Origin of the sequence: Sphingomonas sp. PP-F2F-A104-K0414 (assembly GCF_004340945.1) — a bacterium.
In the GTDB taxonomy this organism is placed as follows: Bacteria; Pseudomonadota; Alphaproteobacteria; order Sphingomonadales; family Sphingomonadaceae; genus Sphingomonas.
In genome coordinates this window covers 376,795-401,117 of sequence record NZ_SLYD01000001.1, presented here as the reverse complement: position 1 = coordinate 401,117, position 24,323 = coordinate 376,795, and the positions used below count along the sequence as shown (strand labels likewise).

Sequence of the window (24,323 nt, the reverse complement as noted above, 5' to 3'; positions counted from 1 at the left end):
CCATCGAAGCACGCGTTCGCGCGTGCCTGGCGTGCGCGATGACCGGCTCGACTTGGCTCAAGATGGTCGGATCAACGCCTTGTGCGCACGCTGTTCACCGCCGACGGGATGTCGAAGGTGGTCACTATGTTTGGTCTTGTCGATTTGGAACAGCGCCGCAGTCGTCGGCAGCTTGTCCTCGAAGCATTCCGTCGTCGCACGGACTGCGGCGGGGGAGGAGCAGAAACCCGGTCCTGAACCTGCGGTCGGTGTGTTGGTCGAATGGCGAACGAAATTCCTGTCATGATTGGCGCGTCCCGACGTAGATGAGCAAGACCGAATCCCCGGCCTGGCGCACGACCCTGCACGCTCTTTCCTTCCTCAAATGGATTCGCCGCCGTGTCCGCGCGAGCGAGGCTGCCTTCATCGTGCTGGCGACGCTCGTCGGCGCAGGGGCGGGGCTGCTCAGTGTTCTACAGGGCGCGATTGCGCGGACGTTGCAGCATGTGCTGTTCGGCCTGTCGTCGGCCGGGCGTTTGAGCGCGCTGCCGGCATTACCGGCGGGCGCACTCGTCGTGCTGCCGATCGGCGGGGTCGTGCTGGCGGCTTTTTCCTTGGCTGTCCGATCGCGCAATCGCCGGATGGTAGATGCGGTCGAAGCGAACGCGCTACACGGTGGTCGGATGTCGGTGTCCGACAGCCTCGTCATCTCGGTACAGACTATGCTGTCCAACGGGTTCGGCGCGTCGGTCGGGCTCGAGGCGGCCTATGCGCAACTGGGCGGCGCAATCGGATCGGTCGCCGGTCGTGTGTTCAACCTGCGCCGTGCCGACCTGCGGAATCTCGTCGGCGCCGGGACGGGGGCGGCGATCGCGGCGGCCTTCGGTGCACCGCTTGCCGGCGCCTTCTATGCGTTCGAGATCGTGATCGGTGCCTACACGCCGACCGCGCTCGCCCCAGTGGTGGCGGCGGCGCTGGCGGGGACGCTGGTCGCGCAGCTTCTCGGTATTCAGCCCTATGTTATCGATTCAGTCTCGACGATGCCGACCGAGACGCATCACTATCTGATCTATGCTGGGCTTGGCGCGCTGTGTGCCGGGATCGGTGTCGTCCTGATGCGCGCGGTGGCGCTGGTCGAAACCGCATCGCGGCGCGCGAAACTGCCGGAATGGTCGCGGCCGACAATCGGCGGCCTTTTGCTCATCCCCATCGCGCTGGTCTCACCGCAAGTCCTGTCTGCAGGACATGGCGCGCTTCATGCCGATCTCGCTTTGGGGGCATCATTGGCGTTCATCGCGATGATCTTCCTCGCGAAATGCGCGGCGTCGATCGTGTCGCTGGGCTTCGGCTTTCGTGGTGGGCTGTTCTTCGCGTCGCTGTTCCTGGGCACACTGGTCGGCCATTTGTTTGCCGGCAGCCTGGCTGCGCTGGCCGGGCAGGACGTGGTCGATCCGCGCAATGCCGCGCTGGTCGGGATGGCGGCGCTCGCGGTTGCGGTGGTCGGCGGGCCGATGACGATGGCGATGCTGGTGCTGGAGGCGACGCATGATTTTGCGCTGACCGGCGCGGTACTGGCGGCGGCGCTGGTCTCATCGACCATCGTGCGCGAGACCTTCGGCTACAGCTTCTCGACCTGGCGACTGCATTTGCGCGGCGAGACGATCCAGAGCGCGCGCGACGTCGGCTGGGTCAAGACGTTGACCGCGGGGCGGATGATGCGTCGTGATGCCAAGCCGTTGCCGGCGGGGATCATGATCGCCGAGTTCCGACGCCGCGTGCCGCTCGGTGCGACCAGCCGAACAGTCCTGATCGATGGCGAGGATCGGTATGCAGGCATCGTCCAAACCCCGACGGCCTATGCGGAAGGACTCGATCCGCAGTCGCCGGTCGGCCCGCTGGCGATCAACATCGACTCCGCGCTGACGCCGACCATGGATATTGCCGAGATCATGCGTCGCTTCGACGCATCGGGCGCCGACGAACTCGCAGTGCTCGACGACGACCGGCGAGTGCTCGGCATCTTGTCGGAAAGTTTCGTCCGACGACGCTATGCCGAGGAACTCGAAAAGGCACAGCGCGACCTGTTCGGGGAGCGGTGAAGCTACAGCGCTGCGAAGGCCGGCCTGGCTGCGCGGCGCGGCGGACACCGCCATCAGAACCAGAATCGTACGCCGGCAACCAGGCTGGTCGTCGTCACATCCTTGCCGTCGGCCCGCGCGTAATCGGCGGTGCGACCGGTCTTCGCCTCATAGGATATCCCGACATAGGGAGCGAACTCGCGCGCGATCTCGTAACGAAGGCGCAGGCCGAGTTCGGCGTCGGATAGTCCTGCACCGACCCGTGTTTCGGGAATATCCTGCGCGGCCAGATTGAATTCGACGCGGGGCTGCAGCACAAGCCGCTGAGCAAGGCGCTGGTCATACCAGCCTTCGAGCCGCCCGAGCACGTCCCCCTTGGTCGAGACGAAAACCGCCATCTCGGTATCGAACATGTACGGCGCCAGACCCTCGACGCCGATCGTCGCATAGCTCCGCGTCGGTGATGGTGCGAAGTCGTGGCGAATACCCGCCTGCACGTCGAAATAAGGGCCGATCGCATGGCTGTAGAGCGCCTGTACCTCGGCGGCCTCGACACCGCCTCGGACTGCGCCGGAGCCTTCGGTCTTGATGACCGCGCGGTCGATATCGCCACCGAACCAGCCTTCGCCGTCCCAGCGATAGCCGTCCTTGCCGTTGCGGATCTGATATTCGGCAAGATTGAACATTACCTGCGCCAGGCGTTGCGCACCGCTCTCCCGCATCATCTGGGCGCGAGCCGGCATCATTGCGGCAGCTCCGAACTGACGATCGGCAAAATGACCGGTTGGTAAGGGCGGGGCAGGGGCCTTGCCTGCCGGGAGCGCGGTACCCGTCGGCGCGATCGTGTCGGTGGCCATCGCGGGCGCAGTCATGTCATGACCGGCATGTCCGCCGGGCATGTCCATCTCGGGCGCCGTCATACCGGTGGCCGTCATACCGGTGGCCGTCATACCGGTGGCCGTCATACCGGTGGCCGTCATACCGGGCGCCGCCATCCCGGGCATCATCATGCCGGGCATATGCGCATGATCCATGGCCGGCATCGCGGGTTCCGTCGACGGGCGCGCAGCAGGGGCCGTCGGGCGGGCCGTCGAAGCCTTCCGCGCTGCGGCAGAGCGCGTCGGTGTCTTGGCAGTCGCACGCTTGGCAGGCTGAAGCTTGCGAGGCGCGAGTTTAGCGCGCTTCGGTTTTGCGGGCATCGCCAAACCGGGCATCGCCATACCGGGCATCGCCATACCGGGCATTGCCATACCGTGCATCGCGTGATCCTGCGCAAGGGCACGCGTTGCGATCGTTGCGCTGCCGAAAAGCAGTAGTGCGAGGACGCGGTTCATGCCGTGTCTCCCGCCGGACGGACGCTCACCGTCCGCATCATCCCGGCATGCATATGGTAGAGCATATGACAATGAAACGCCCAGTCGCCTACCGCGTCGGCGGTAAGATCCCAGCTTACCTTGCCGCCCGGCTGGACGATCACCGTATGCTTGCGCGGTGCATGGTCGCCGTGTCCGGTCACCAGTTCGAAGAAATGACCATGGAGATGGATGGGATGGGCCATCATCGTATCGTTGATAAGGGTCACGCGGACACGCTCGCCGAGGGTGAAGGGAAACGGGTCCATCGTGTCCGACATCTTCACGCCGTCGAACGACCACATGAAGCGCTCCATGTTGCCCGTCAGGTGTATGTCGAGCTGCCGGGTCGGCGCGCGGACGTCGGGGTTCCGCTCCAGGGCGACCAGGTCGCGATAGGTCAGCACCGTGTGCCCGACATTTTCCAAGCCTTGGCCCGGATAATCGGTGCGATCGATCGGTGCCATCGCGACCGTCTGAACGCCGGGGTTCCGATCGATCGCCGGCGCGTTCGAGAAGTCGCGCATCGACATCTTCATGTCGGCCATGTCGGCCATGTCGCTCTCGTGCATGGCCGAGGGCTGCCCCATTGCCATGGCCGAATGGTTCATGCCCGGCATCGCTTCATGATCCATGGCTGGGTCCATTTTCGACGTCGGTCCGGGCATGGCGGGCGCTGGCATAGCCATTGCGGGCGTTCCGGGCGTCGCGAGCTGCGTCGACGCATTTTGTTCGGCGGTCGGATCGACCCCGCGGTTTGGGGCGGCCCTCTCCATGCTGGCATGGCTCATTCCGCCCATGCCCATGTCGATCATCGTCGCCAATGGTCGTGCGCGCAGCGGTGGAACGGCGGCAGTCATGCCGGCGCGTGGCGCAAGTGTCGCGCGGGCCATGCCCGATCGATCGACGCTTTCACCGACCAGCGTGTAGGCCAGATCACCGGGAACCACGATCGCGTCATAGGTTTCGGCGACGCCGATCTGGAATTCGTCGACGGCGACGGGCCGGACGTTCTGCCCATCGGCCTGCACGATCGTCATCGGCAGGCCGGGAATGCGGACGTTGAAGGTCGTCATCGACGAGGCGTTGATGATCCGCAGGCGGACGCGTTCGCCCGGTGTGAACAATGCCGTCCAATTGTCGCGGGGGCCGTGGCCGTTGACGAGATAGACATAAGCAGCGCCGGTCCCGTCGGCGATGTCGGTTGGAGACATCCGCATCCCGCCCCAATTCAGCCGGTCCTTCAGCGGCTGGTCGCGGCCTGCCAGCGTTCCCGCGAGCGTCTGCTTCTGAAAGTCGTAATAGCCATCGCCAAGCTTCATCCGCCGGAAGATCGCGGCGGGCGACGACGGACTGTGATCCGACAGCACGATGACATGCTCGCGGGTCGACGCGACCGGATCGATGCCCGCGGGATCGATGACGATCGGACCATATAGCCCGAGCTGCTCCTGCAAACCCGAATGGCTGTGATACCAATAGGTGCCTGCCTGTCGGACCGGAAACTCCGCGACATAGGTCGATCGCGGGGCGATACCGGGAAACGAGACGCCGGGTACGCCATCATATTGCGCGGGTACGAGCAGCCCGTGCCAGTGCAGTGAACTGTCCTCGTCGAGGTCGTTGACGACCGACAGGCGCGCGGTTTGGCCTTCGCGCAGGCGGATCAACGGGCCTGGAACCGTGCCGTTGATCCCGATCGCCTTCATTACACGCCCATCGATCGTCATGCGTTGCCGCGCGATCGTTAGGCGGATGTCGTCGCCCGACACCGTTGGTAGCGGTGCTGTCAGCCCGGCCGAGACGGACTGCGCCCATGCCGGCATCCAGGTTGCAAACGCAGCGGCCCCGCCAGCGAGGCCGGCACCGCGCAACACCGTGCGGCGGGTAAGATGGTCGTGCATTCAGGCTCCAGAGTACCGCATGGGTGGTGATGATGGTACGCACGCCGGACGTCGTCCCCTCGACGGCGCGTGATTTTTCGACGTTTTTGACGTCAGAGGCGATCGAGCGCGGTTCGTAAAGCCTCCCGAGCGCGCCGAACACGTGTCTCCACCGCCTTGATGCTTATGCCAAGAATCATCGCGGCGTCCGCCTGGCTCATGCCGTCGATCGCGCAGAGGACCAGCGGCTCGCGCGTGGCGGCGGGAAGCGCGGAGATCGTGCGCAGGGTCCGCTCAAGGTCTTGCCGGTCGCCGGCTACGACGCCCTGATGCGGGGAGTCGTCGGCGACGCGATCATGCGCCTCGGCGGCGAACGGCATCAGATAGCGGCGCACCATCCGGCGCCGTATGCGGTCTCGACAGGCGTTCAGCACGATCCGTACGAGCCAAGGGCGCAACGGTCGTTCGAGATCGAACCGGCTGAGCGAACGATACGCGCGTACGAAACTGTCCTGGGTTGCGTCGAGTGCGTCGTCGGCATCCCCCAGGCTGGCGCGGGCGAGTCTGTAGAGCGCGGCACGATGCCGACGGACGATTTCGGCAAATGCGGCGTCCTCGCGTGCCAGCGCCAGCGTGACCAGCTCGGCATCGGACATCGAGGTGAACGCGGTCGTCACTTCGCGGCATGGGAGTCGTCGGTCAAGGCTTTGACCACCGCGGCATCGAACTGCGGGGCCTGTCTGGGCGTCAACACTTGGCGCATCGCAAAGATGTGGGCGAGTGTCGCCTTTTGCAGTTCCCCCATCGTGGCGTGCGTGCGGTCGACAGCGGCGGCGACGCCCGGACCATAGCCGTGCTCGGTCTCGATCGCGGCGGCGAGCACCGTGTTGTCGGCCCGCATCTGACGTTCGATCGCCGCGCGACGGACCGCATAGACATGCTCCAGCGCGTCGAGCCTTGTCGTCTGATCGGAATTCAGATCCATCCGGTCGTGCAGGACGGCGTGCAATTCGGCGGCGGGCGTCACGGCCGGGACGGTCAAGACGCGGCCCGCGATGACACCCGCGATTGCGGCCACGAAGGCCGCCAGGATGATGATCAGCACGCCGGTACGCGGCCTCATCACGATCCGCCCAGCAAGGTGGACGGCGCAAGGGCACTTGCCCCGCCCAGCATCTCGAACGCGCCGACCGCCCGCGTCGGTCGTGTCTGGTCAAGCGAACTGAGTCCGCCGAGCAGCAATGCGCCGGTGACGGCGGCGACGCCGAGACGAAGCATTGTGTCGGTCTGGGCCCGTTCGGTCGCTATCCGACCCAGCACGGCGTGTTCGAGACCCTCGAGTTCGTTGGTCAACGTCACCGAGGCAATACGCGCCAGCTGGACGTCCAGGTCGTCGATCATCATCGTTCCTTTGCCTATCCAGTACCTACGCGTGCCGTTGCCCGGCCCCTCGCTGGCGATCAAAAATCGTCGCCTCAGGGCAATGAGGCCTATCAGACCGCGTGCTCCTATGCGCACTGGCGATGCAGATCCTGTCACGATTGGGGAGGGGCGAGAGTCTCATCCACCGGTGGCAAACGCGCGGCGTAGTGCGGCGAGTTTGGCGTGGGTGAACTGCTGCGCTTGCGGCGTCTCCGGTGCGACGCGGTCGAAGCCGTGGAACGCGCCGGGGACGAGCAGGAACTCGGTGGCGACGCCGCTTTCGGTGAGGCGCCGCGCGTACGTCATGTCCTCGAGTGCGAACAGGTCGACGCCGCCGACCGCGATGAAGGCGGGCGGCAGGCGGCGCAGGTCGGCGACGCGCGCGGGGACGGCGGCGCTGGGTACCTGCGCGGTGCCCGGCGCCATGCCGAGGAACGAGCGCCAACCATATTGATTGGCCGGGCCATCCCAGCCGACCGCGCCGATGAACGGCGGCAGCCGGACTGCGCCGCCGGTGCGATCGTCGAGCATCGGATAGATCAGCGACTGGAACGCGACCGGCACCTCGCCGCGATCGCGCGCGACGATCGCAAGCAGCGCGGCATGACCGCCGCCCGCGCTTTCCCCCATCACCGCGATCAGGGTGCGGTCGACGCCCAGGATCGCGGCCTGTGCATGGAGCCAGCGCAACCCCGCGTAATTCTCCTCGATCGAGCCGGAGTAGCGCGTCTCGGGCGCCAGCCGGTATGCGACGGTGACGATGACGCAGTCGATGTCCTTGGCCAGTTGCTGAAGATAGGCGAGTTCCTGCTTTGCCGACCCGACGATGAAACCGCCGCCATGCGTATGCAGGATCGCCGGGCGCGCTGGACCACCGGGCCTCGCATTGACGACATAGACGGTGACGTCGGGCCGTCCGCGACCGACCACAATTTGCCGCGTCTGGACGGGTATGTCGGCAAGCGGCGGCTGGGCGCCGGCTGCGCCCATCGCGCGCAGCTTGGGCAGTTTGGCGTCGGTGAACGGGCCACCCTGTGCGGAGAGCAGCATGATCTGCCGCGCGGCCGGGCGCAGTTCGGGCGCGACATGCGCCAGCGCCTCGCTCGATGGCTGCGGCGTTGCGGCAGCGCCGGCCACGTCCGCCAGCATCGTGCCGGCGACGACCGCGCTGCTGGTGCGGAGCATGTCGCGCCTGGTCCATCCGGTCATGACGGTCTCCAATCCGTGTCAGGTCAAGCGGCAGCGACGCGGTCGGCGATCCAGCGCAGGAACAGGTCGGGCCAGGCGCTGGCCGGCAGGTCGGGCTCGCCGGTGCCGAAGCCGTGCCCGCCGCGCTGGAAGAAATGCGCCTCGACCGGGCGTTTCGCCGCCTGCATCGCGCGCATCATGATGACGCTGTTCTCTGCAGGCACCGCGGGGTCGTCCAGTGCGTGGGCGAGGAAGATCGGCGGGGTCGCCGCGGTGACGTGCTCGGCGGGTGAGCGGCGGGCGATCAGCGCGGCGTCGGGGGAGGGGCCAAGCAGCTTCAGACTCGAATCGGCATGGCCGATGCCGGGGACGTGGCTGATGACCGGATAGATCAAACCGACATGCGCAGGGCGGGCGTCCAGACGGTCGATCGCATCGCGCACCGGCGCCACCGCCTCGCCGAACCCGGTCGCGAGGCTTGCGGCAAGGTGCCCGCCAGCCGAAAAGCCGACCACCGCCAGCGTCGCGGGATCGAGACGATATTCGGCAGCGCGCGACCGGATCACGCGCACCGCACGCTGCGCATCCTGCAACGGCACGTCGGCGCGGTGTGTCCAGCCTTCGCCAGGCAGGCGGTAGATGAGCACGAACACCGTGTAGCCGAGTGCATTCATCCGGCGCGCGACGTCGATGCCCTCGTTGACGACCGAGACGAACGTGTAGGCGCCGCCGGGAATCGACAACACCGCTTGGCCGTTCGAACGCGCGGGGACGAATACGCGCAGCTCGGGCTGCGCCACGTTGCGTACGAAATTCTTGGGGTAATCGGATGGCTGCGGTTGCGCGACAAAGCCGATTTCGGGCGTGCCCTTCGGCCATAACGGTATCCGCGGCTGCTGATCCCATGATGCCGGCAGGCCAGGCGTCGCCGCCAGCGCGGGTGTGCTCGCCACCAACGCTGCCGAGGTGGCACCGGCGGCGATCAGGATGCTGCGACGACTCATAGGGGTTCGATCCATGGGGGGGGACATCGCGGCCTTCCGGTAAGAATGAACGATAGACGCTATGCGGCAATCACGACGTGAGCAATCGGCCTTGCCAACCGCGCCCAGATTTGAGCGAGGCCACGGCGCGCCCGGTCGCCCTGGCGCCTGCTATTCGGGCGTGTCGTCGACCCAGCATACCGGATCATCGCGAAGTGATCTTTGGTGCCAGCCGCATGCTCACCCACCTAGCGACGGGATGCGATAAAGCGGTCGGCGGTGCGAAGCGACAGCGCCATGATCGTCAGTGCGGGGTTCGCCGCCAGCGCGCTTGGAAAGATCGAGTTGTCGCAGATCAGCAGATTGGGAATGTCGAAACTTCGACCATCCGCATCGACCACCGCCTCGTCGCCGTCATGGCCCATGCGACAGGTGCCGATGGTATGCGCGGAGCGATCGATGGCGAAGATGTCTTTCGCATCTGCCGCCGCCCAGATGTCGCTAAGCGTGCGGCGGGCGTGGCGTTCGATGGCATGCTCGTTGGCGTGGTAGCTGAAGTCGATCCGCGCCTTGCGGTGGCCGAAGGCGTCGGTCTCGTCGGCGAGCGTCAAGCGATTGTCCGGATGGGGCAGGCATTCCCCGTTGATGCCGATCCCCGCCATATGATTGTAACCGCGCAAGATAGTCTGGAGGCGTTCGCCCCACATGCCTGCGCCGCGTGCGAGACCGGTGGCAAGATTGACTGGCAATACCCCCAGGCTCTGGATCAGATAGCCACCGGCGCAGTCGGCATCGTCGGGGCGCAGCATATCCTCGCTGATGAGCGACGACGGGTAACCGCGATTCATCCGCATATCGGCATCGAACCGGCCCCAAACCTGCGTCGCGACATGCGCCATGAAGTTGCGTCCCACCTGACCGCTCGAATTGGCGATACCCAGGTTGAGCAGCAGGCGCGGTGTTTCGACACCCCCAGCGCACAGGAAGACTGCCGAACAGCGCTGGCGGTGTTCCGCGTCACCCTGCCGGTACACGACCGCGCTGATCCGGCCGCCCGCGTCGAATTCGAACGACAGCACGCGGCACCCAGCGCGAATCTCTGCGCCATGGGCAGCGGCGAGCGGCAGATAGGTCGTGTCCATGCTCGTCTTGGCGGCGTTGCGGCAGCCCTGGTGGCAGGCGCCGCAATTCACGCAAGCCTGTCGCTGGCCCCAATGCGGCTGGTCCCGGTCGCGTGACACCAGTGCCGCCGGTGCGTCGGTTGCGACGATGCCGACTGCCGCACAGCCACGCGCCATCGCGGCGGCCGGAGCGTTGCGCACCACGGGCGGATACTCGTAGCGGCGGTGCTCGTCCCACGGATATCGCGCCGGGCCCGATACCCCGGTGAACTGCTCCACCTCTTCGATGTAGCGGATCAACTCGGCATGGTCGATTGGCCAGTCGGCGCCTTCGCCGGTCAGGGTCTTCAATTGCAGGTCGCGCGGGTCGGGACGGGGGCAGAACGCGCCCCAGTGCAGTGTCGACCCGCCAACCCCCATACCCGAATTGTTCGACCCGAACGCAGTGGGATTGGCGCCACCGCTCAGTCGCTCTTCCATCCAGTAGATGTCAGCGGCGACCTCGTCGGCGACATGGTCTTCCGGACGGAATACGCCGCCAGCCTCGAGCGCGACGACCGACAGGCCCGCCTTGGCGAGACGTGCGGTGAGCGGTGCTCCACCGGCTCCCGTGCCGATCACGACGGCATCGACGACGTCCGCCTCGCTGTGCCGATAACGCATCACGACGCGCCCTCCGACGCACGTTGCCAAGGTTCCAAGTCGTCCGCCGCTGTTCGTATATAGCCCTGCTTGCGACGCGCATCCCCGCCCACGGCAAACCCGTCATATCCGATTTCAGCCATCGTCGTCGGCAGCGACATCCAGACACGCACGACTTCCGCGCGAACGTCTTCGAACCACAGCGTCATCTGCGCGGGGGAAAGATACGCGTCGTCGTCTGCGCGGCCAGCCTCGCCCTCGGCAACCTTTTCGAGGAGGCTGGTCCAGGCGTGATCCTGCGCCGCAAGACCGTCCGTCAGCATGTGCAAGGTCGCCAAGCCGCGGGTCCAGGCTTCGCCGTCGGCGGGCAACGCAGCGAAGCGCCACCCATCGCCATCACCCTGGGCAACGCCGAATGCGATACGACGCGCCAGGTCGTGGTCGACGCCGCGATCCGGCAGGATCTGCCCGATCAAGACGGCAAGCGTGGCATAGTGATCGTCCGTCCAGTTCGCTGCGTCGCGGGCAGGGCGCAGCCTTTCCAGCATCGCGCTTCGAGTCCTCTGGCTGACCCGATCCGAGCCGAGGATCTGGGCAAAGTGCGCCGGCAGGATTGCGCCTGCAACCGACGCCGCGTGTTCGCGGATCAGGGCGGCAAGCGCTTCGGGTTGTTCGTAGGGGATCAGGTGTGCCGCATCTGCCACCACCCGCAATTCGGCGGTGACATAATGCGGCTGGTTCAGCCGGCGCTGTGCATCAGCGTCGAGATCACCGTCTTCGGCACCGGCGACGATCAGCGCCGGAAGAGTGATCCGTCCGGTGTCGCCGCTCCAATCCTCGCGGCTGCCACGCTCCAGCCATCCCAGCCACGCCGCTCTGTTCGAGCGCAAAACGTCGTCGATCGCCCTGTCGCGCAACACGTCCGGCAGCGGCGTAGCGGTATTGGCATCGACAAAGGTCGCGGCGTCCTCGCGTGACGCCTGACCATCGGCAAACCAGCCGATCATCTCGGCCCGCCGATCCTCTTCCATCGGCTCTGGACTAGGGGGCGACGCGGCAACCAGAACGACGCCCAGAACACTCGACAGGCCGATCTCTCCGGACGCGGCACGCGCTGCAACCAGCGACGCGATCTTGCCGCCCATGCTGTGTCCGACAAGGACGCACGGGTTGGGCTGGCGAGATCGTATTTCGTCCGCCAGCCAGTCGGTCATCGTGACGACATCGGCATGGCCAGTTTTTGCTGCGTTGCCGAACCCAGGCAGGTCGAGCGCCACGCAGTCGTACCCCGGGAGATGATCGATGACCTGCTCCCATTCACGCGCGCTGGCGCCTAGCGCGTGAAGAAACACCAATGTCAGTCCGGTCATGAAGCCTCGCGAGATACGTCCTTGCCGGACGTTGCAGGACCGTGTCCGTTCCCTCGGCTTGCCGCAAGGAAGGCAATCTCGATCAATTCGCTCGCACTTTGCGCGTTGCTGTAGGGATCATCGTGGACCGCGCAAACTCAACCCGATCATCAGCAGCCAGCTGAACCGTATCACCGTTGACTCTTAAATCTACATATGTTGAAAAAGCGAATGGTGCGCGATCGACGACCCTCGAAACAGATGCTCAAGCTACTCGCGGCGATGGCGGATCAGCCTCAGGACTGGCGGCATGGGTATGACCTGATGAAGGATACCGGCATCTCGTCGGGCACGCTCTACCCGTTGCTCGTACGGATGACGGAGCAGGGATTGTTGGAGGCCGAGTGGCGCGAACCGATACAGGCCGGGCGGCCCCCGCGTCATGTCTATCGCCTGACCGCCGCGGGAGTATCGCTTGCGCGCTCGATCGGGAATGACCGTGCGCAACCCGTCGGGGAAATGCTCTGGATATGACTGTCGCGTTGTCCCGGTGCCTGATGAAAATCGCGATCCGCTGCGTCGGTGCTCGTCGTCGCGATTGGGGGCTTGCGATGCTGGGCGAGTTCGAGGCGTCGATCGCCGATGGCAAGCCGTTGTCCTTTGCGCTTGGCTGCCTGCACGGCGCGTGGCGGATGATGCTCACCGACCCGGACGGGCGCTTTGCGCTTACGAGTTACGCGCTCGCGGTCGGACTGATCCTTCCCCTCGCCGCCGTGTTGACGATTGGCGCGATTGTCGGCTTCCCGTATCTCGATTTTGGGCATGACGACGTCGTTGGTATCCTGTCATTCGGTGATGCGCGCCCGACTCTTCTCGACGACGGCAACCGGGCGGCGGCATCGTCGCTGTCGCTAGCCGTGTTCCTGCTGGCCGGCGCGAGTGTCCTCATCGCCTGGGCGATCCTGGACCGTAACTGGGGCCGCGTCGCAGCGCTTGAGCGGTTCACCGCGGCGGCGACACTGACCCTGATAGTATTCGTTGCGCTGCTCGGGTTCGATGAGACCCGCATGGCGCTGCCGATCCTGGCGTTTGTCGCGCAGCATATTGCGATCCTGGTGCTCGTGCGATGGCATTGGTGCATAGATCGAGACACCGCGGATACGCAGTACGATCCTGGGTATAGTTGATCCGCTTGGTGTCGCCGATTACCGCAACCTCATAAAGGTGAAGCACCCGTGAGATCACCCGACAGGATATATTGCAATACTCTACGGGCTGGTCGTCTTTCTCTAGCGGTTCTCGCATTCAACTGGTCGGTGGCGGGTATTTGCCAGTCTGGGGCGCTTCCGGATGCGCCCGTCAACGCCGATCCCGATGCAACACCCGCCCGGCCCGACGCATTGGATACGCGTCACGATATCGTCGTCGTCGGCCGGCGCGGGCAGGTCGACACCGCGATCCTGCCGCTGGCGACGTTGGATGCGGGGGCGATAGCCGCCACCGGCGCGACCTCGATCGATGAACTGCTGCGTACCATTCGCGGGGTGACGCAATCGGGCGACGGGCAGGAGCCGATCTTCCTGCTCAATGCGCAACGCGTGTCGGGATATCAGGAAATCGGCAATCTGCCGCCGGAAGCGATCGAGAAGGTCGAGGTGTTTCCGGAGCCGGTCGCGCTTCAATATGGATATCCACCGACCCGGCGGATTGTGAACTTCATCACCAAGCGCCGGTTCCGCCAGCTGTCGCTGAAGCAGGCCGATGGTACGTCAACACGCGGTGGTGCGGACAATGCCAACGCGCATCTCGATTTCACGCGGCTGCGGGGCGACGGTCGCCTGACTCTGTCGCTGGATGCGCGTCACACCGATGCGCTGCTGCAATCGCGGCGTCGCGTCCTGCCCGATCCGGACGTGCCGTTTGATGCGAAGGGTAACATCACCGGTGTGCTGGCAGGGGGTGAGATCGACCCGGCATTGTCCGCCCTGGCGGGGCAGGTCGTCACGATCGTCCCGGTGCCGGCGGGGCCGCTATCGGCCGGCATGGTTGGACTGGACAGTTTTGCGGCGAACGCAAACCAGCCGCGGCTGTTCGATCTGTCGCCGCTGCGTACGCTCGCACCCGCGAACGACACGATCCACGGCGAGGCGGTGATCGCCAACCGGATCGGTCGAAAGCTGTCCGGTTCTCTGACGCTGACCGCGGACCATAGTCGCGAGCGGACCGTGTTCGGCCCCGCCAGCGCGACGTTCATGCTGCCTAGTGGCAATCCGTATTCACCGTTCAGCCGGGACGTGCTGCTCCAGCGCTACCTCGTCGAGGCGCCGCCGCTCAGCCAGCGCACCGATATCACCACGCTTCATGCCGGTACCGTGGTGCGTGGCGCATGGCGGGGCTGGCAATGGGACTGGACCGGTACGCTCGATATGCAGCACCGGGACGGCATCGTCGCCAAGGCGATCGACATCACCGCCGCCAATGCTGCGATCGCCGCCGGCGCCGATCCATTCCGGCCGTTCGATTCCGCGCTCCTTGCCACCCGGCTTGTCGATCATACCGTGCAATCGACCTATGGTGCCGGGACCAAATTCGTTGCGACCAACCGCCCGTTGCGCCTCCCCGCGGGCCGCGTCACGTTGACCGCCACCGTCGAGGGCGACCAGATCGGTACGGACAGCAGCACGCGCGGCGCCACGCCCTCCGCGATCGCCTTCGATCGCAGCCGGGTCGAGGGCGCAGTCGCGCTCGACCTGCCGATCGCATCACGCCGTGAGGATGTTCTGCCTTGGATCGGCGAGCTGTCGGCCAACACCTCCGCCAGCGTCCGCCAAGTCGGCGGTTTCGGCACTTTATCGGACTCTACGCTGGGCGTGAACTGGGCGCCGTTCACCGGCCTGCAGCTGTTGGCGCAGTTCAAACGGTCGGCCGTTGCGCCGACGCTGGACCAGCTTGCCGGGCCGCAGATTTCGGCGCCACAGGTCTCGTTGTTCGACTTCGCTACCGGCCGCTCGACGCTCGTCACGCTGTTTCTGGGCGGCAACGCGGCGCTGTCCGCGGAGCGTCGCCGGACGCGTTCGATCGGCGCGACCGTCAAACCGTTCGCCAAGAGCGAGCTTCGGATCGGCGCAACCTACGAGGCAACCGAGATAAGCGATGGCATCCAGACCATCTATGCGCTCACCCCCGCCATTCAGGCGGCGCTGCCCGACCTGTTCGTCCGCGATGGCGCCGGCGCACTGGTATCGGTCGCTTTCCGTCCGACCAACGTCTTCCGAGAGCGTCAGCGGACGCTGAACATCACACTCGCCGCCAACGGCCAACTCGGTCGAGCCAAGTCTCCTACGACGCCGGATGGTCGGCCGCCCGATCGCCCGACCTTCTACGGCGGGATCGGCCCGACGCTCCGCTTTGCCGACCGGATCGCGCTCAGGCCGGGGGCGCCGATGCTCGACCTGCTGGCCGGTGACACGCTGTCGGGTGGCACGACGCAGCGACTGGCCGGCTATGGCTATGGGGGTTTGAGCTATCTCGGCAATGGCGGCACGTTCGACTTTTACTGCACCGGCGGGGCCACCGTTCGCGGGACGGTCGCCGCATCGACCCTGACATTCGCGCCTCTGTGCAAGATCAATCTCAGCGGTTCGCTGAGCATCCACCATTTTCTGCCACACGAGAATTGGACCCGGCATCTCGGCTTCAAGCTCGAAGTCGCTAACATAACCGACGCGCGTCAACGCGTGCGTGATGCGACCGGCGTCGTTCCCTATCGTTATCAGCCGGATCTGCTCGATGCCGTCGGCCGCAGTGTAGTCCTGTCGCTCCGCAAACTGTTTTGACCTTCAGGGCAGTCGTCCAGCTGGAGATTTAGCACCGCCGGACTAACATCCCGTTAGCGGTGCGCCGATCAACGGAAGATCACGTTGGTTCGATGTCGTACGTCAGTAAAATATCGCTGGTCCCGCCCGTCACGACTGGCGCCACCGTGTTGCCGCAAATGCCCCGCATAATCCATAAAATCCGATGTCGCGCGGCGTTCGGATAGGAGCGGGAGATCAGGCGTGCGTTTCAGGAACGTCTCGACGGTGCCATTGCACTTGGGTCTGTTTAGTCTTGCCGCTACTGTTGCACAGGCGAACGAGGGCCGTAGCCTCGCTGCCCTCAAGGCAAAGGCGAGCGTGACGCGATCGTCTTCGGCCGATTGGCAGCCGGCGATGACGGGACGCCTGAAGAACGGCGTGCGCTTCGCTATTCTTCCCCGGCGCGGGGACGAACCCGGCATCGGCGTGCTGATGCGGAACGAGGGTGGCTTTATCGAGGAGCACCGCCCGGGCGAACGCGGGCTCACCCATCTGATCGAACATCTCGTCTTCACCAGTCCGACGATCGATACGCCCGACGAACTTCGGCATTTTCCCAAAGTCGGCTTGCCACTGACCTTTCCCGCGCCCTCCGCCGCGACGACGAGTTGGCGGGAATCCAATTACTTCGTCTCGACAAGAACGACCAGGATGACCGATCTCGACACGCTGCTGGGACTATTCCGCGAGGTGGCGACCGACTTGACGTTCCGTGCGGACGCGGTGGACGATCAGCGCGCGGACGTGACCCGTGAAATGGTCGAAAAAACGCTCGGGAACGATATTTACGCGAGGTATATCGCAGCCGTCGCACCTGGCTCTCCGACTGACGTGATCGACGCCCAGAATTCGGACGACGTACCGACAGCAAGCATCGCCACGATCAGGGCTCTCTATCAGCGGTTATACCAGCCCGAAAACATGATGATCGTGATCGTCGGAAACGTCGATCCGGTAAAGACGAAGGCGCTGATCCGCGAGCATTTCGGCAGTTGGCGGCACGCCGGGCCGGCTACCGCGCATGTCGCCGTGCCAGCGTTTCAATCCGACCGCATCGCACCGATCAGCGTCGCAGCGCTGCCCCAGGGACGACGGACTGCGCTGATGACGGTGGTGATGCCGACGGCTCCGCCGCTGCCGACCCGCGGACAACAGATCGACGCTATGCTGCTGGAGATGCTGGTGCTCCGCGCGGTCAACACGCGGCTGAGCGCAATGCAACCAGACAGTCCACCGGGCAAGGTTGGGCTCTACATCGAGAATGGTGAGCAGGGTCACCGGCTGATCATGCTCTGGGACAATTTCGTGGGCAACGCATGGCACCCTGCCATTGCCGGTCTGGCTCGGGTGAGGTGCGCGCTTGATAGTGGCGGCTTCTCCGATCAAGAATGGGACGCGGCACAGCGCGCTTTGATCCAGGATCTCGATCGGCGCACCAGCACCATTCGCCAAGTCCAGAACGTCGAACTCGCCAAGGACCTTTCTCACGCTTTTGCCGCGGGCAGGGCGCTGATCCCGCCTAGCGCATTATTGCGACGCGCGCAGACCCATCTTTCCGCGATCGATGCACAGGCGGGCAATCTTTGGTTGCGTCAGCAATGGCGAGCCGGGGTTCGCCATGTCCGGGTGGAATTGCCCGATCTCGCTCCAATGGCGGGTGACGGGAGCGCGATACGGACATCGATTGCTGAGGCATTCAAGACCGGCTGCGACGGTCTCTGAATTTTTCGGGACTTAGGAAAGGAGGTCGACATGGTGGGCGATCTGATCGTCATGGCCATCGCTGCATCGGCCGGGTCACAAACGGTTGTTCCCCTCGCGCTGGAATTCGACCTCGCCAAGGTTCGTCCCAAAGAGGTGACCTGCGCGGATCGAACCGGCTCTGACGACGTCGTCGTGTGCGCGCCAAAGGGGATGGATATCTGGCTCGGCGATGTCCAAGGTTTTGTGGCGAAGCCCGTTCGCGCGGAATTCACCGGCCCCCTGAAAGCCGAGACCACCATTCACGCGATCCAGCAGACAAGTCCGGTAGGCACGACGCCTGCCGCCGCCGTCACCTTCAAATGGCGATTTTAACGCCGCCGGATCACGACCGCCTGGCGCAGGGTCGAGCCCGCTAGATCGACTGCCGCCCCACCTCCGCGGAATACTATGCTGGTACTATGCGATCGGCGCGGATCGATCTCGAAGCGCTATGCCGTACCCCGTAAATGCCGGGGGCGGGCAGGACGCTCGCGATACGAAAGGTACCGAGGCGCGATGTCGTCTGAACCCATATCGGAGCCCGATCCTACCGGGCTCGTCATCTATGTCGGCCAGGATCGCGCGGGCCATTGGCTGGTCCAGGACAGCAGGCGCAGCCTGGAAGGCCGCTTCATCTCCTACGGCGCGGCAATGCGCTATGCGCAGGCCGAACGGGATATCTATCATGCGAGCGTCGAGATCGCCGACCTGCCGCTGACGCCGCTCGTGTCCTTTGCCCCCGTCGGTCGCGACGAGCGGGCGCTGCCACGTGCGGCTTGATCGGGAGATTGCGATGAACGTTCATGCTCTTCCCGTCCGGTTGCGGACGGCGGTCGGCGGTAACACGTCGCGGCACCCGTCAAAGACCGCCGTGCAGGACCCGCGCTGGCCCCAGATCGAGGCTGCCCTGTCGGCATTGCGGACGAATGGCCGACACGCAGTGCGCATCGTCGATGCCCAATGCGGTGCCGGGACGTTGCTGTTGCACGCCCTAGCGGAGGCGCGGCGGCTTGGTTTTACCGCGATCGAGGGACACGGCATCGACCGATCGCCGCTGTTGATCGGCCGTGCGCGGTCCGTCGCGCATCGCGTCGTCGACCCTGCGATCGGCTTGGAATTCGAGGCTGCGGACATGGTCACGGCCTTGCTCGACGAGCAGGACCTGCCCGCCGATATCGTGATCTGCCACGATCCCGCGCGGGCGCGGCAGCCTGACGCGCGGCTTGCGCTGTGCAAGGCCGGGCGGATCGTCATCGACGATCAGGCCGGTTCGCATGATCGGGATATCGCGGCATGACCAGGCGCGATATTGCGTGGCGTACGGTCGGGCTGGTCATGGCAGCCGGGGCTTGCGGCGTGGCCGCGGCGATGAACGGGTCGGCGCTGGCGATGCTGGTGTTTCCGATCGCGTTGCTCGGCCTGACGTTGGTGATCAACGGCAAGCGCGTGGCGGTGGTGCTGCGCGCCGAACGGCATGGCCACGGACACACCGCCGAAGCGATCCATGCCGTGCGCCTCCGTCGCACCCGCCGGCGCGCCGATCCGCCCTATTCCTGATTATCGGACACCGAACACCCATGACCTATTTCAGTCCGCGGGACGGCGTCCTGTGCGCCGAGCGCGTGCCGCTGCCCGTTATCGCCGAAGCGGTGGGCACCCCCGTCCATGTCTATTCCGCCGCCGCGCTGCGCGATGCGGCACAGCGGTTCAGATCGGCGCTGTCGATTCTGCCACGCGTGCGCGTTGCGTTTGCCGTCAAGGCGAACCCGAACGGCGCGGTGCTGCACCTGTTGGCCGGGTGCGGCTTCGGCGCCGACATCGTCTCGGGCGGCGAGATGCGGCGTGCGCTCGACGCGGGGATCGCGGCATCGGACATCGTCTTCTCGGGCGTCGGCAAGACCGACCGCGAACTCGCCGGCGCACTTACTGCCGGCGTCGGTCAGTTCAACCTCGAACTGGAGGAAGAGGGACAGGTGCTCGCCGCGCTGGCCCGTGCGCAGGGCAGGCGGGCGACCGCGGTGCTGCGCGTCAATCCCGACGTCGATGGCGGCACGCACGCCAAGATCTCGACGGGGCGGCGCGGCAACAAGTTTGGCGTGGCGATCGCCGACGTCCCGGCGATGTACGATCGCCTGTTCCGGCTCGAGGGTCTCGATCTGGTCGGGGTCGCTCTGCACATCGGCAGCCAGTTGCGCGATCTCGCCCCGCTGGAAGAGGCCTATGATCGGATCGGCCGCTTAGTGGCGGACTTGCGCGCGCGCGGTTATGTCGTCGTCCGCGTCGATCTCGGCGGCGGTCTCGGCATCCCCTATCGCGCCGACGACGTCGTACCGACGCTCGACGCCTATGCCGCGATGGTCGCGCGGGTCACGCGCGACTGGGATGTCGAACTCACGTTCGAGCCGGGGCGGGTGGTCGCGGGGCTTGCCGGCGTGCTGATGACGCGGGTGATCTGGGTAAAGCCGGGTGCGGACCATCCGTTCGTGATCGTCGATGCTGCGATGAACGACCTCGCGCGGCCGGCGCTGTACGATGCCTTTCACCGGTTCGAAGCGGTCATGCCCGACGGCGAGCGGATGGTCGCGAGCATTGCCGGCCCGGTCTGTGAAAGCGGCGACGTGTTCGCGGTCGCACGCGACATCGACCGTGTCCGTCGCGGCGACCTCGCCGTGCTGCACGCTACCGGAGCCTATGGCGCGGCGATGGCGTCAACCTACAACTGCCGCGCACTCAGCCCGCAGGTCCTGGTCGACGGCGACCGGTTCGAGATCGTCGCCGATCGCTATCTGCCCGAGGAGTTCGCTGCGTAGGGTGGCGTGATCAGGTGAGGTAGGCGTGGACGATCTCGACCAGTTCCTCGGCCGCGACCGTGCGCGGATCGTCGCGCGCGGTCGCAGGGTCGATCATGTGCTCGCGGATATGATCCTCGATCACCTCGGCGATGAACCCGTCGAGCGCGCCGCGACACGAGGTGGCTTGCTGCAGCACTCGCGCGCACTCACGGTCTTCCTCGATCGCGCGTTCGAGCGCCTCGATCTGTCCTTTCAGCCGCTTGAGCCGGTTGAGCAGCTTCTTCTTCTCTTTTTCGACATGGCTCATAGCCGAAATGCATCACCCTATTGATCTATACCCCCCTAGGGTATAGCGGGCGCTCGTCGCGACGCCAAGGGCGCCCGGCAGGTGGCGCAATCGCGGCACCGGTAACGAACAGGATGCACATGAAACCCCGATCTACCCCCTTGTCCGGCGATGGCGACAGTAAAGGCTTTGCCCTGCTGACGATCACGGCTGGACGTCCCGGGTTCGGGCACGCCGTTCACGAATCGCGAGTGCGATCCGGCTGAGCGTCTGTCCCGGACTCGGCCCACGAGCCCGGAAGAGACGCCTTATGACCAACGTAGTTTTCCGCACGATCCAGCATGATCGTGCCATCCACGCTGCGCTTGCCGCCGCACCGCTCCACCGTGGCCGCATCCTGCGTGGGTGGGCGGCGAGCGGAGCCCGCGCCGTGACCGAGCCGTCGGCATGACGCACGCCTGTCACGCGGCGACGCTAGCGCGTCCCGTCGATGGGGAGGGATCGCGTCGTGACTGATATCGTAGCGACTGCCGGCCGGGTCCGCTCGTTCTCGCGCATCCTCCGCCTGACCCAGCCCAATCGCGCCGACGTCATCGCCTTCGTGCTGCTGATCGGCATCGCCGCGCTGCTGGTGCGCGGCGCGGAGGGCGTGGCCGAGCCTTTGTCGCGCCTGCGTGTCGAGCCGGTCACGCTCGATCCGCGGTATTTGCCCTATTACGCGCTGCGTACCGTGATCCGGATGTTCGCGGCACTCGCGGCGAGTCTCGTCTTCACGCTGGTGTTCGCGACGCTGGCGGCACGTAGCCGCCGGGCCGGGCAGATCATCGTGCCGATGCTCGACATCCTGCAATCGGTGCCGATCCTCGGGTTCCTGACCTTTACCGTCACGGCCTTCATGGGACTGTTCCCCGGCCAGATCCTGGGCGTCGAGCTGGCCGCGGTGTTCGCGATCTTCACCAGCCAGGCGTGGAACATGGCGTTCAGCTTCTACCAGTCGCTGCGCTCGGTACCGTCCGACCTGGACGAGGTCACGCGCGGTTTCGCCTTGTCGCCGGTGCGGCGCTTCCTCCGGCTCGACTTGCCGTTCGCGACGCCGTCATTGGTGTGGAACGCGATGATGTCGATGTCGGGCGGCTGGTTCTTCGTCGTCGCATCCGAAGCGATCACGGTCGGCAACACGACCGTGACCCTGCCCGGTGTCGGCTCGTGGCTCGCGCTGGCCATCGCTCGCAAGGACTTCACCGCGATCGGGCTGGCCGTGGTCGCGATGGGGATCGTCATCCTGCTGTACGATCAGCTTGTTTTCCGGCCGGTGGTCGCCTGGGCGGATCGCTTCCGGTTCGAGCAGACCGCTAGTACCGAGCGGCCGCAATCCTGGGCCTATGACCTGTTCCGCCGCATGCGCCTGCTGCCGGTGTTGTTCGCGCCGGTCACCGCGCTTGGCCAGCTGCTGCTGACGCTAGATCGGGGCAGGGCGCGCGCGGGGCAGGCGCGCATTCGCGAACCGAGCATCGTGCTGGAACGGCTTTGGCAGGCAGTGGTCCTGATCGCCGTGGTTGCCGCGCTATGGCTCGCAGGACGCTATGTCTTCGCGACGCTGCGGCTGAGCGATGCGGTCGCGGTGTTCGGGCTGGCCTGCATCACCATGCTGCGCGTGATCGTACTGATCGCGCTGGCCAGCCTCGTCTGGGTGCCGATCGGCGTCTGGATCGGTCTCAACCCCAAATGGGCGGAGCGCCTGCAACCCGTCGCGCAGTTCCTCGGGGCGTTCCCCGCCAACGTGCTGTTCCCGTTCGCGGTGATCGGTATCGTCCACTGGCGGCTGTCGCCCGACATCTGGCTGTCGCCGTTGATGATCCTGGGGACGCAGTGGTACATCCTGTTCAACGTCATCGCCGGCGCCAGCGCGATCCCGACCGACCTGCGCGAGGCGGCGGGCATGTTCGGGGTGCGCGGCTGGCAATGGTGGCGACAGGTCGCGCTGCCCGGCGTGTTTCCCTATTACGTCACCGGCGCGCTGACCGCGTCGGGCGGATCGTGGAACGCCAGCATCGTCGCCGAAGCGGTCTCGTGGGGGACGCAGAAGGTCGAGGCGCACGGCCTCGGCACGTTCATCGCCAAGGCGACCGAGGCGGGCGATTATCCCCGCGTCGCGCTCGGCATCGCGGTGATGTCGATGTTCGTGATCGCCTTCAACCGGCTCGTCTGGCGTCCGATGTACGCCTTCGCCGAACGCCGTCTCCGGCTCGCCTGATGTCGAAAGGACAAGACATGGCAACAGCATTCCTCCGCGCTCCGGCCAGCCGCCCGCTCGTTTGGGTCGAGCATGTCAGTCATCGCTATGGCCGCGGCGATGGCGGCGCGCCGGTGCTCGACGACGTCAGCCTGACGCTGCACGAGGACGAGGTCGTCGGGCTGCTCGGTCGCTCGGGCTCGGGCAAGTCGACGCTGCTGCGTTCGATCGCCGGGCTGATCCGGCCCGACGAGGGGAGCGTACGGTTCGCCGACGTTTCCGACGGTCCCGCACATACGATCAGCATGGTCTTCCAGACGTTCGCGCTGTTCCCGTGGCTGACCGTGCTCCAGAATGTCGAGCTTGGCCTCGAAGCGCAGCGCGTTCCGGCGGACGAGCGGCGCACCCGCGCGCTGGCGGCGATCGACCTGATCGGCCTCGACGGGTTCGAGACCGCTTATCCCAAGGAATTGTCGGGCGGGATGCGCCAGCGCGTCGGGCTGGCGCGCGCGATCGTCGTCAATCCGTCGCTGCTGCTGATGGACGAGCCCTTCTCGGCGCTCGACGTGCTGACCGCGGAGACGTTGCGCACCGACCTGCTCGATCTGTGGGCGGAAGGGCGGATGCCGATCAAGTCGATCCTGATCGTCACGCATAATATTGAGGAGGCGGTGCTGATGTGCGACCGCATCCTCGTCTTCTCGTCCAACCCCGGTCGGGTAGCCGCCGAGATTAAGGTCGACCTGCCGCAACCGCGCGACCGGCTCGATCCCGCCTTCCGCAAGCTGGTCGACGACATCTATGCGCAAATGACCGCGCGCGCGCCCGCCGAGCCGGTCCGCGACGGGCTGTTCCCCGGCACCGGCATCCAGATGGTATTGCCGCGCGTCTCGACCAACGCGCTCGCCGGGCTGATCGAGGAGGTCGACGCCAGTCCGTTCGACGGCCGCGCGGCGATGGCGGATCTTGCCGACCAGCTCCAGCTGGAGGTCGACGATCTGTTCCCGATGGCGGAGACGCTCCAGTTGCTGCGGTTCGCCGAGTTGCAGGGGGCCGATATCCTGCTGACGCCGGCGGCGCGGCGCTATGCGCAGGCCGATGTCGACGCGCGGAAAGCGCTGTTCGCGCAGGCGTTGCTCGCGCACGTCCCGCTCGCGCAGCACATCCGCCGCATCCTCGACGAGCGCAGCGGGCATGTCGCTCCCGCGCGCCGGTTCCGCGATGAGCTGGAGGACCATATGTCGGAGGATTATGCCGACGAGACGTTGCGGACTGTGACGCACTGGGGGCGCTATGCCGAGGTGTTCGCGTATGACGAAGATGCGGACCGCTTCAGCCTGGACGATGCCGTGTGATCCAGCGGTTCGCCGCGGTGCGCGTGGTGGTTCAAGGGACCGCGGGGACGGCATGAGCCT

At 65.8% G+C, this 24,323-nt stretch carries 23 protein-coding genes; 13 read left to right on the top strand and 10 right to left on the bottom strand.

Annotated elements, in window-relative coordinates; genetic code table 11:
- Positions 1–305 precede the first annotated feature (305 nt).
- Entirely contained in the window at positions 306–2,078 is a 1,773-nt protein-coding gene (locus tag C8J46_RS01665) for a chloride channel protein (protein ID WP_132734459.1), read from the top strand.
- 53 nt (positions 2,079–2,131) lie between these two features.
- On the opposite strand, the gene C8J46_RS01660 is transcribed toward C8J46_RS01665, so the two are convergent.
- From C8J46_RS01660 to C8J46_RS01620, 9 genes are all read right to left on the bottom strand, one after another.
- Entirely contained in the window at positions 2,132–3,391 is a 1,260-nt protein-coding gene (locus C8J46_RS01660; protein WP_132734457.1) for a copper resistance protein B, read from the bottom strand.
- Positions 3,388–5,313, bottom strand: coding sequence for a copper resistance system multicopper oxidase (locus C8J46_RS01655; RefSeq protein ID WP_132734455.1), 1,926 nt, complete (start codon positions 5,311–5,313; stop codon positions 3,388–3,390). Before C8J46_RS01655 ends, C8J46_RS01660 begins: the two co-directional genes overlap by 4 nt.
- A gap of 92 nt (positions 5,314–5,405) precedes the next feature.
- Entirely contained in the window at positions 5,406–5,969 is a 564-nt protein-coding gene (locus tag C8J46_RS01650) for an RNA polymerase sigma factor (protein WP_132734453.1), read from the bottom strand.
- The gene (locus tag C8J46_RS01645) at positions 5,966–6,415 is read right to left on the bottom strand and encodes a periplasmic heavy metal sensor (RefSeq protein WP_132734451.1); all 450 of its coding nucleotides are present in this window, start codon (positions 6,413–6,415) and stop codon (positions 5,966–5,968) included. Before C8J46_RS01645 ends, C8J46_RS01650 begins: the two co-directional genes overlap by 4 nt.
- Positions 6,415–6,693: a hypothetical protein gene (locus C8J46_RS01640; RefSeq protein WP_132734449.1), complete on the bottom strand. Its 279-nt coding sequence runs from the start codon at positions 6,691–6,693 to the stop codon at positions 6,415–6,417. The genes C8J46_RS01645 and C8J46_RS01640 overlap by 1 nt, the downstream gene beginning before the upstream one ends.
- Before the next feature lie 159 nt (positions 6,694–6,852).
- Positions 6,853–7,923, bottom strand: a complete 1,071-nt coding sequence (locus C8J46_RS01635; protein ID WP_132734447.1) for an alpha/beta hydrolase — start codon at positions 7,921–7,923, stop codon at positions 6,853–6,855.
- Positions 7,924–7,946: 23 nt separating this feature from the next.
- Positions 7,947–8,906, bottom strand: a complete 960-nt coding sequence (locus C8J46_RS01630) for an alpha/beta hydrolase (RefSeq protein ID WP_243643168.1) — start codon at positions 8,904–8,906, stop codon at positions 7,947–7,949.
- Positions 8,907–9,133: 227 nt separating this feature from the next.
- Complete coding sequence (locus C8J46_RS01625) at positions 9,134–10,669, bottom strand: GMC family oxidoreductase (protein WP_243643167.1); 1,536 nt, start codon at positions 10,667–10,669, stop codon at positions 9,134–9,136.
- Positions 10,669–12,018, bottom strand: coding sequence for an alpha/beta hydrolase (locus C8J46_RS01620; RefSeq protein ID WP_132734441.1), 1,350 nt, complete (start codon positions 12,016–12,018; stop codon positions 10,669–10,671). Before C8J46_RS01620 ends, C8J46_RS01625 begins: the two co-directional genes overlap by 1 nt.
- Positions 12,019–12,258: 240 nt before the next feature.
- On the opposite strand from C8J46_RS01620, the gene C8J46_RS01615 reads away from it, so the two are divergent.
- The 9 genes from C8J46_RS01615 to lysA all read left to right on the top strand — a co-directional run bounded on the left by C8J46_RS01615 (position 12,259) and on the right by lysA (position 20,407).
- Positions 12,259–12,531, top strand: a complete 273-nt coding sequence (locus C8J46_RS01615) for a PadR family transcriptional regulator (protein ID WP_132734439.1) — start codon at positions 12,259–12,261, stop codon at positions 12,529–12,531.
- 23 nt (positions 12,532–12,554) lie between these two features.
- Complete coding sequence (locus C8J46_RS01610; RefSeq protein ID WP_132734437.1) at positions 12,555–13,184, top strand: hypothetical protein; 630 nt, start codon at positions 12,555–12,557, stop codon at positions 13,182–13,184.
- Between the two features lie 129 nt (positions 13,185–13,313).
- Positions 13,314–15,833 (top strand): TonB-dependent receptor, encoded by a 2,520-nt coding sequence (locus C8J46_RS01605; protein ID WP_132734435.1) that lies wholly within the window; start codon positions 13,314–13,316, stop codon positions 15,831–15,833.
- A 222-nt stretch (positions 15,834–16,055) separates the two neighbouring features.
- The gene (locus C8J46_RS01600) at positions 16,056–17,576 is read left to right on the top strand and encodes an insulinase family protein (protein WP_132734433.1); all 1,521 of its coding nucleotides are present in this window, start codon (positions 16,056–16,058) and stop codon (positions 17,574–17,576) included.
- A gap of 30 nt (positions 17,577–17,606) precedes the next feature.
- Entirely contained in the window at positions 17,607–17,930 is a 324-nt protein-coding gene (locus C8J46_RS01595; protein WP_132734431.1) for a hypothetical protein, read from the top strand.
- Positions 17,931–18,113: 183 nt separating this feature from the next.
- Positions 18,114–18,377 carry a hypothetical protein gene (locus C8J46_RS01590; RefSeq protein WP_132734429.1) on the top strand — a complete coding sequence of 88 codons (264 nt, stop codon included), beginning with the start codon at positions 18,114–18,116 and terminating at the stop codon, positions 18,375–18,377.
- Positions 18,378–18,390: 13 nt separating this feature from the next.
- Entirely contained in the window at positions 18,391–18,894 is a 504-nt protein-coding gene (locus C8J46_RS01585) for a methyltransferase domain-containing protein (RefSeq protein WP_132734427.1), read from the top strand.
- Complete coding sequence (locus C8J46_RS01580; protein ID WP_132734425.1) at positions 18,891–19,154, top strand: hypothetical protein; 264 nt, start codon at positions 18,891–18,893, stop codon at positions 19,152–19,154. Before C8J46_RS01585 ends, C8J46_RS01580 begins: the two co-directional genes overlap by 4 nt.
- 20 nt (positions 19,155–19,174) lie before the next feature.
- Positions 19,175–20,407 (top strand): diaminopimelate decarboxylase, encoded by a 1,233-nt coding sequence (gene lysA / locus C8J46_RS01575; RefSeq protein WP_132734423.1) that lies wholly within the window; start codon positions 19,175–19,177, stop codon positions 20,405–20,407.
- 10 nt (positions 20,408–20,417) lie between these two features.
- Here the strand turns inward: lysA and C8J46_RS01570 are convergent, their stop codons facing one another.
- A complete protein-coding gene (locus tag C8J46_RS01570; RefSeq protein ID WP_132734421.1) occupies positions 20,418–20,696 on the bottom strand; it encodes a metal/formaldehyde-sensitive transcriptional repressor in 279 nt (92 codons plus the stop codon).
- A 289-nt stretch (positions 20,697–20,985) separates the two neighbouring features.
- Here C8J46_RS01570 and C8J46_RS20650 point away from each other — a divergent pair, with 289 nt between their 5' ends.
- Genes C8J46_RS20650 through C8J46_RS01560 form a run of 3 tightly spaced genes read left to right on the top strand, consistent with a single transcriptional unit; the run spans position 20,986 to position 24,263 of the window.
- On the top strand, positions 20,986–21,126 hold the full coding sequence (locus C8J46_RS20650) for a hypothetical protein (protein WP_165886429.1): 141 nt from the start codon (positions 20,986–20,988) through the stop codon (positions 21,124–21,126).
- 57 nt (positions 21,127–21,183) lie between these two features.
- Positions 21,184–22,929, top strand: coding sequence for an ABC transporter permease subunit (locus C8J46_RS01565; RefSeq protein ID WP_243643166.1), 1,746 nt, complete (start codon positions 21,184–21,186; stop codon positions 22,927–22,929).
- Between the two features lie 17 nt (positions 22,930–22,946).
- The gene (locus C8J46_RS01560) at positions 22,947–24,263 is read left to right on the top strand and encodes a nitrate/sulfonate/bicarbonate ABC transporter ATP-binding protein (protein WP_132734416.1); all 1,317 of its coding nucleotides are present in this window, start codon (positions 22,947–22,949) and stop codon (positions 24,261–24,263) included.
- Positions 24,264–24,323: the final 60 nt, after the last annotated feature.

What these genes read in the sequence shown, in the direction of transcription:
- C8J46_RS01665 (WP_132734459.1), top strand. Translation starts at nt 306, where the DNA reads ATGAGCAAGACCGAATCCCCGGCCTGGCGCACGACCCTGCACGCTCTT.
- C8J46_RS01660 (WP_132734457.1), bottom strand. Translation starts at nt 3,391, where the DNA reads ATGAACCGCGTCCTCGCACTACTGCTTTTCGGCAGCGCAACGATCGCA.
- C8J46_RS01655 (WP_132734455.1), bottom strand. Translation starts at nt 5,313, where the DNA reads ATGCACGACCATCTTACCCGCCGCACGGTGTTGCGCGGTGCCGGCCTC.
- C8J46_RS01645 (WP_132734451.1), bottom strand. Translation starts at nt 6,415, where the DNA reads ATGAGGCCGCGTACCGGCGTGCTGATCATCATCCTGGCGGCCTTCGTG.
- C8J46_RS01640 (WP_132734449.1), bottom strand. Translation starts at nt 6,693, where the DNA reads ATGATCGACGACCTGGACGTCCAGCTGGCGCGTATTGCCTCGGTGACG.
- C8J46_RS01635 (WP_132734447.1), bottom strand. Translation starts at nt 7,923, where the DNA reads ATGACCGGATGGACCAGGCGCGACATGCTCCGCACCAGCAGCGCGGTC.
- C8J46_RS01630 (WP_243643168.1), bottom strand. Translation starts at nt 8,906, where the DNA reads ATGAGTCGTCGCAGCATCCTGATCGCCGCCGGTGCCACCTCGGCAGCG.
- C8J46_RS01625 (WP_243643167.1), bottom strand. Translation starts at nt 10,669, where the DNA reads ATGCGTTATCGGCACAGCGAGGCGGACGTCGTCGATGCCGTCGTGATC.
- C8J46_RS01620 (WP_132734441.1), bottom strand. Translation starts at nt 12,018, where the DNA reads ATGACCGGACTGACATTGGTGTTTCTTCACGCGCTAGGCGCCAGCGCG.
- C8J46_RS01615 (WP_132734439.1), top strand. Translation starts at nt 12,259, where the DNA reads ATGCTCAAGCTACTCGCGGCGATGGCGGATCAGCCTCAGGACTGGCGG.
- C8J46_RS01610 (WP_132734437.1), top strand. Translation starts at nt 12,555, where the DNA reads ATGAAAATCGCGATCCGCTGCGTCGGTGCTCGTCGTCGCGATTGGGGG.
- C8J46_RS01595 (WP_132734431.1), top strand. Translation starts at nt 17,607, where the DNA reads ATGGTGGGCGATCTGATCGTCATGGCCATCGCTGCATCGGCCGGGTCA.
- C8J46_RS01590 (WP_132734429.1), top strand. Translation starts at nt 18,114, where the DNA reads ATGTCGTCTGAACCCATATCGGAGCCCGATCCTACCGGGCTCGTCATC.
- C8J46_RS01585 (WP_132734427.1), top strand. Translation starts at nt 18,391, where the DNA reads ATGAACGTTCATGCTCTTCCCGTCCGGTTGCGGACGGCGGTCGGCGGT.
- C8J46_RS01580 (WP_132734425.1), top strand. Translation starts at nt 18,891, where the DNA reads ATGACCAGGCGCGATATTGCGTGGCGTACGGTCGGGCTGGTCATGGCA.
- lysA (WP_132734423.1), top strand. Translation starts at nt 19,175, where the DNA reads ATGACCTATTTCAGTCCGCGGGACGGCGTCCTGTGCGCCGAGCGCGTG.
- C8J46_RS01570 (WP_132734421.1), bottom strand. Translation starts at nt 20,696, where the DNA reads ATGAGCCATGTCGAAAAAGAGAAGAAGAAGCTGCTCAACCGGCTCAAG.
- C8J46_RS20650 (WP_165886429.1), top strand. Translation starts at nt 20,986, where the DNA reads ATGACCAACGTAGTTTTCCGCACGATCCAGCATGATCGTGCCATCCAC.
- C8J46_RS01560 (WP_132734416.1), top strand. Translation starts at nt 22,947, where the DNA reads ATGGCAACAGCATTCCTCCGCGCTCCGGCCAGCCGCCCGCTCGTTTGG.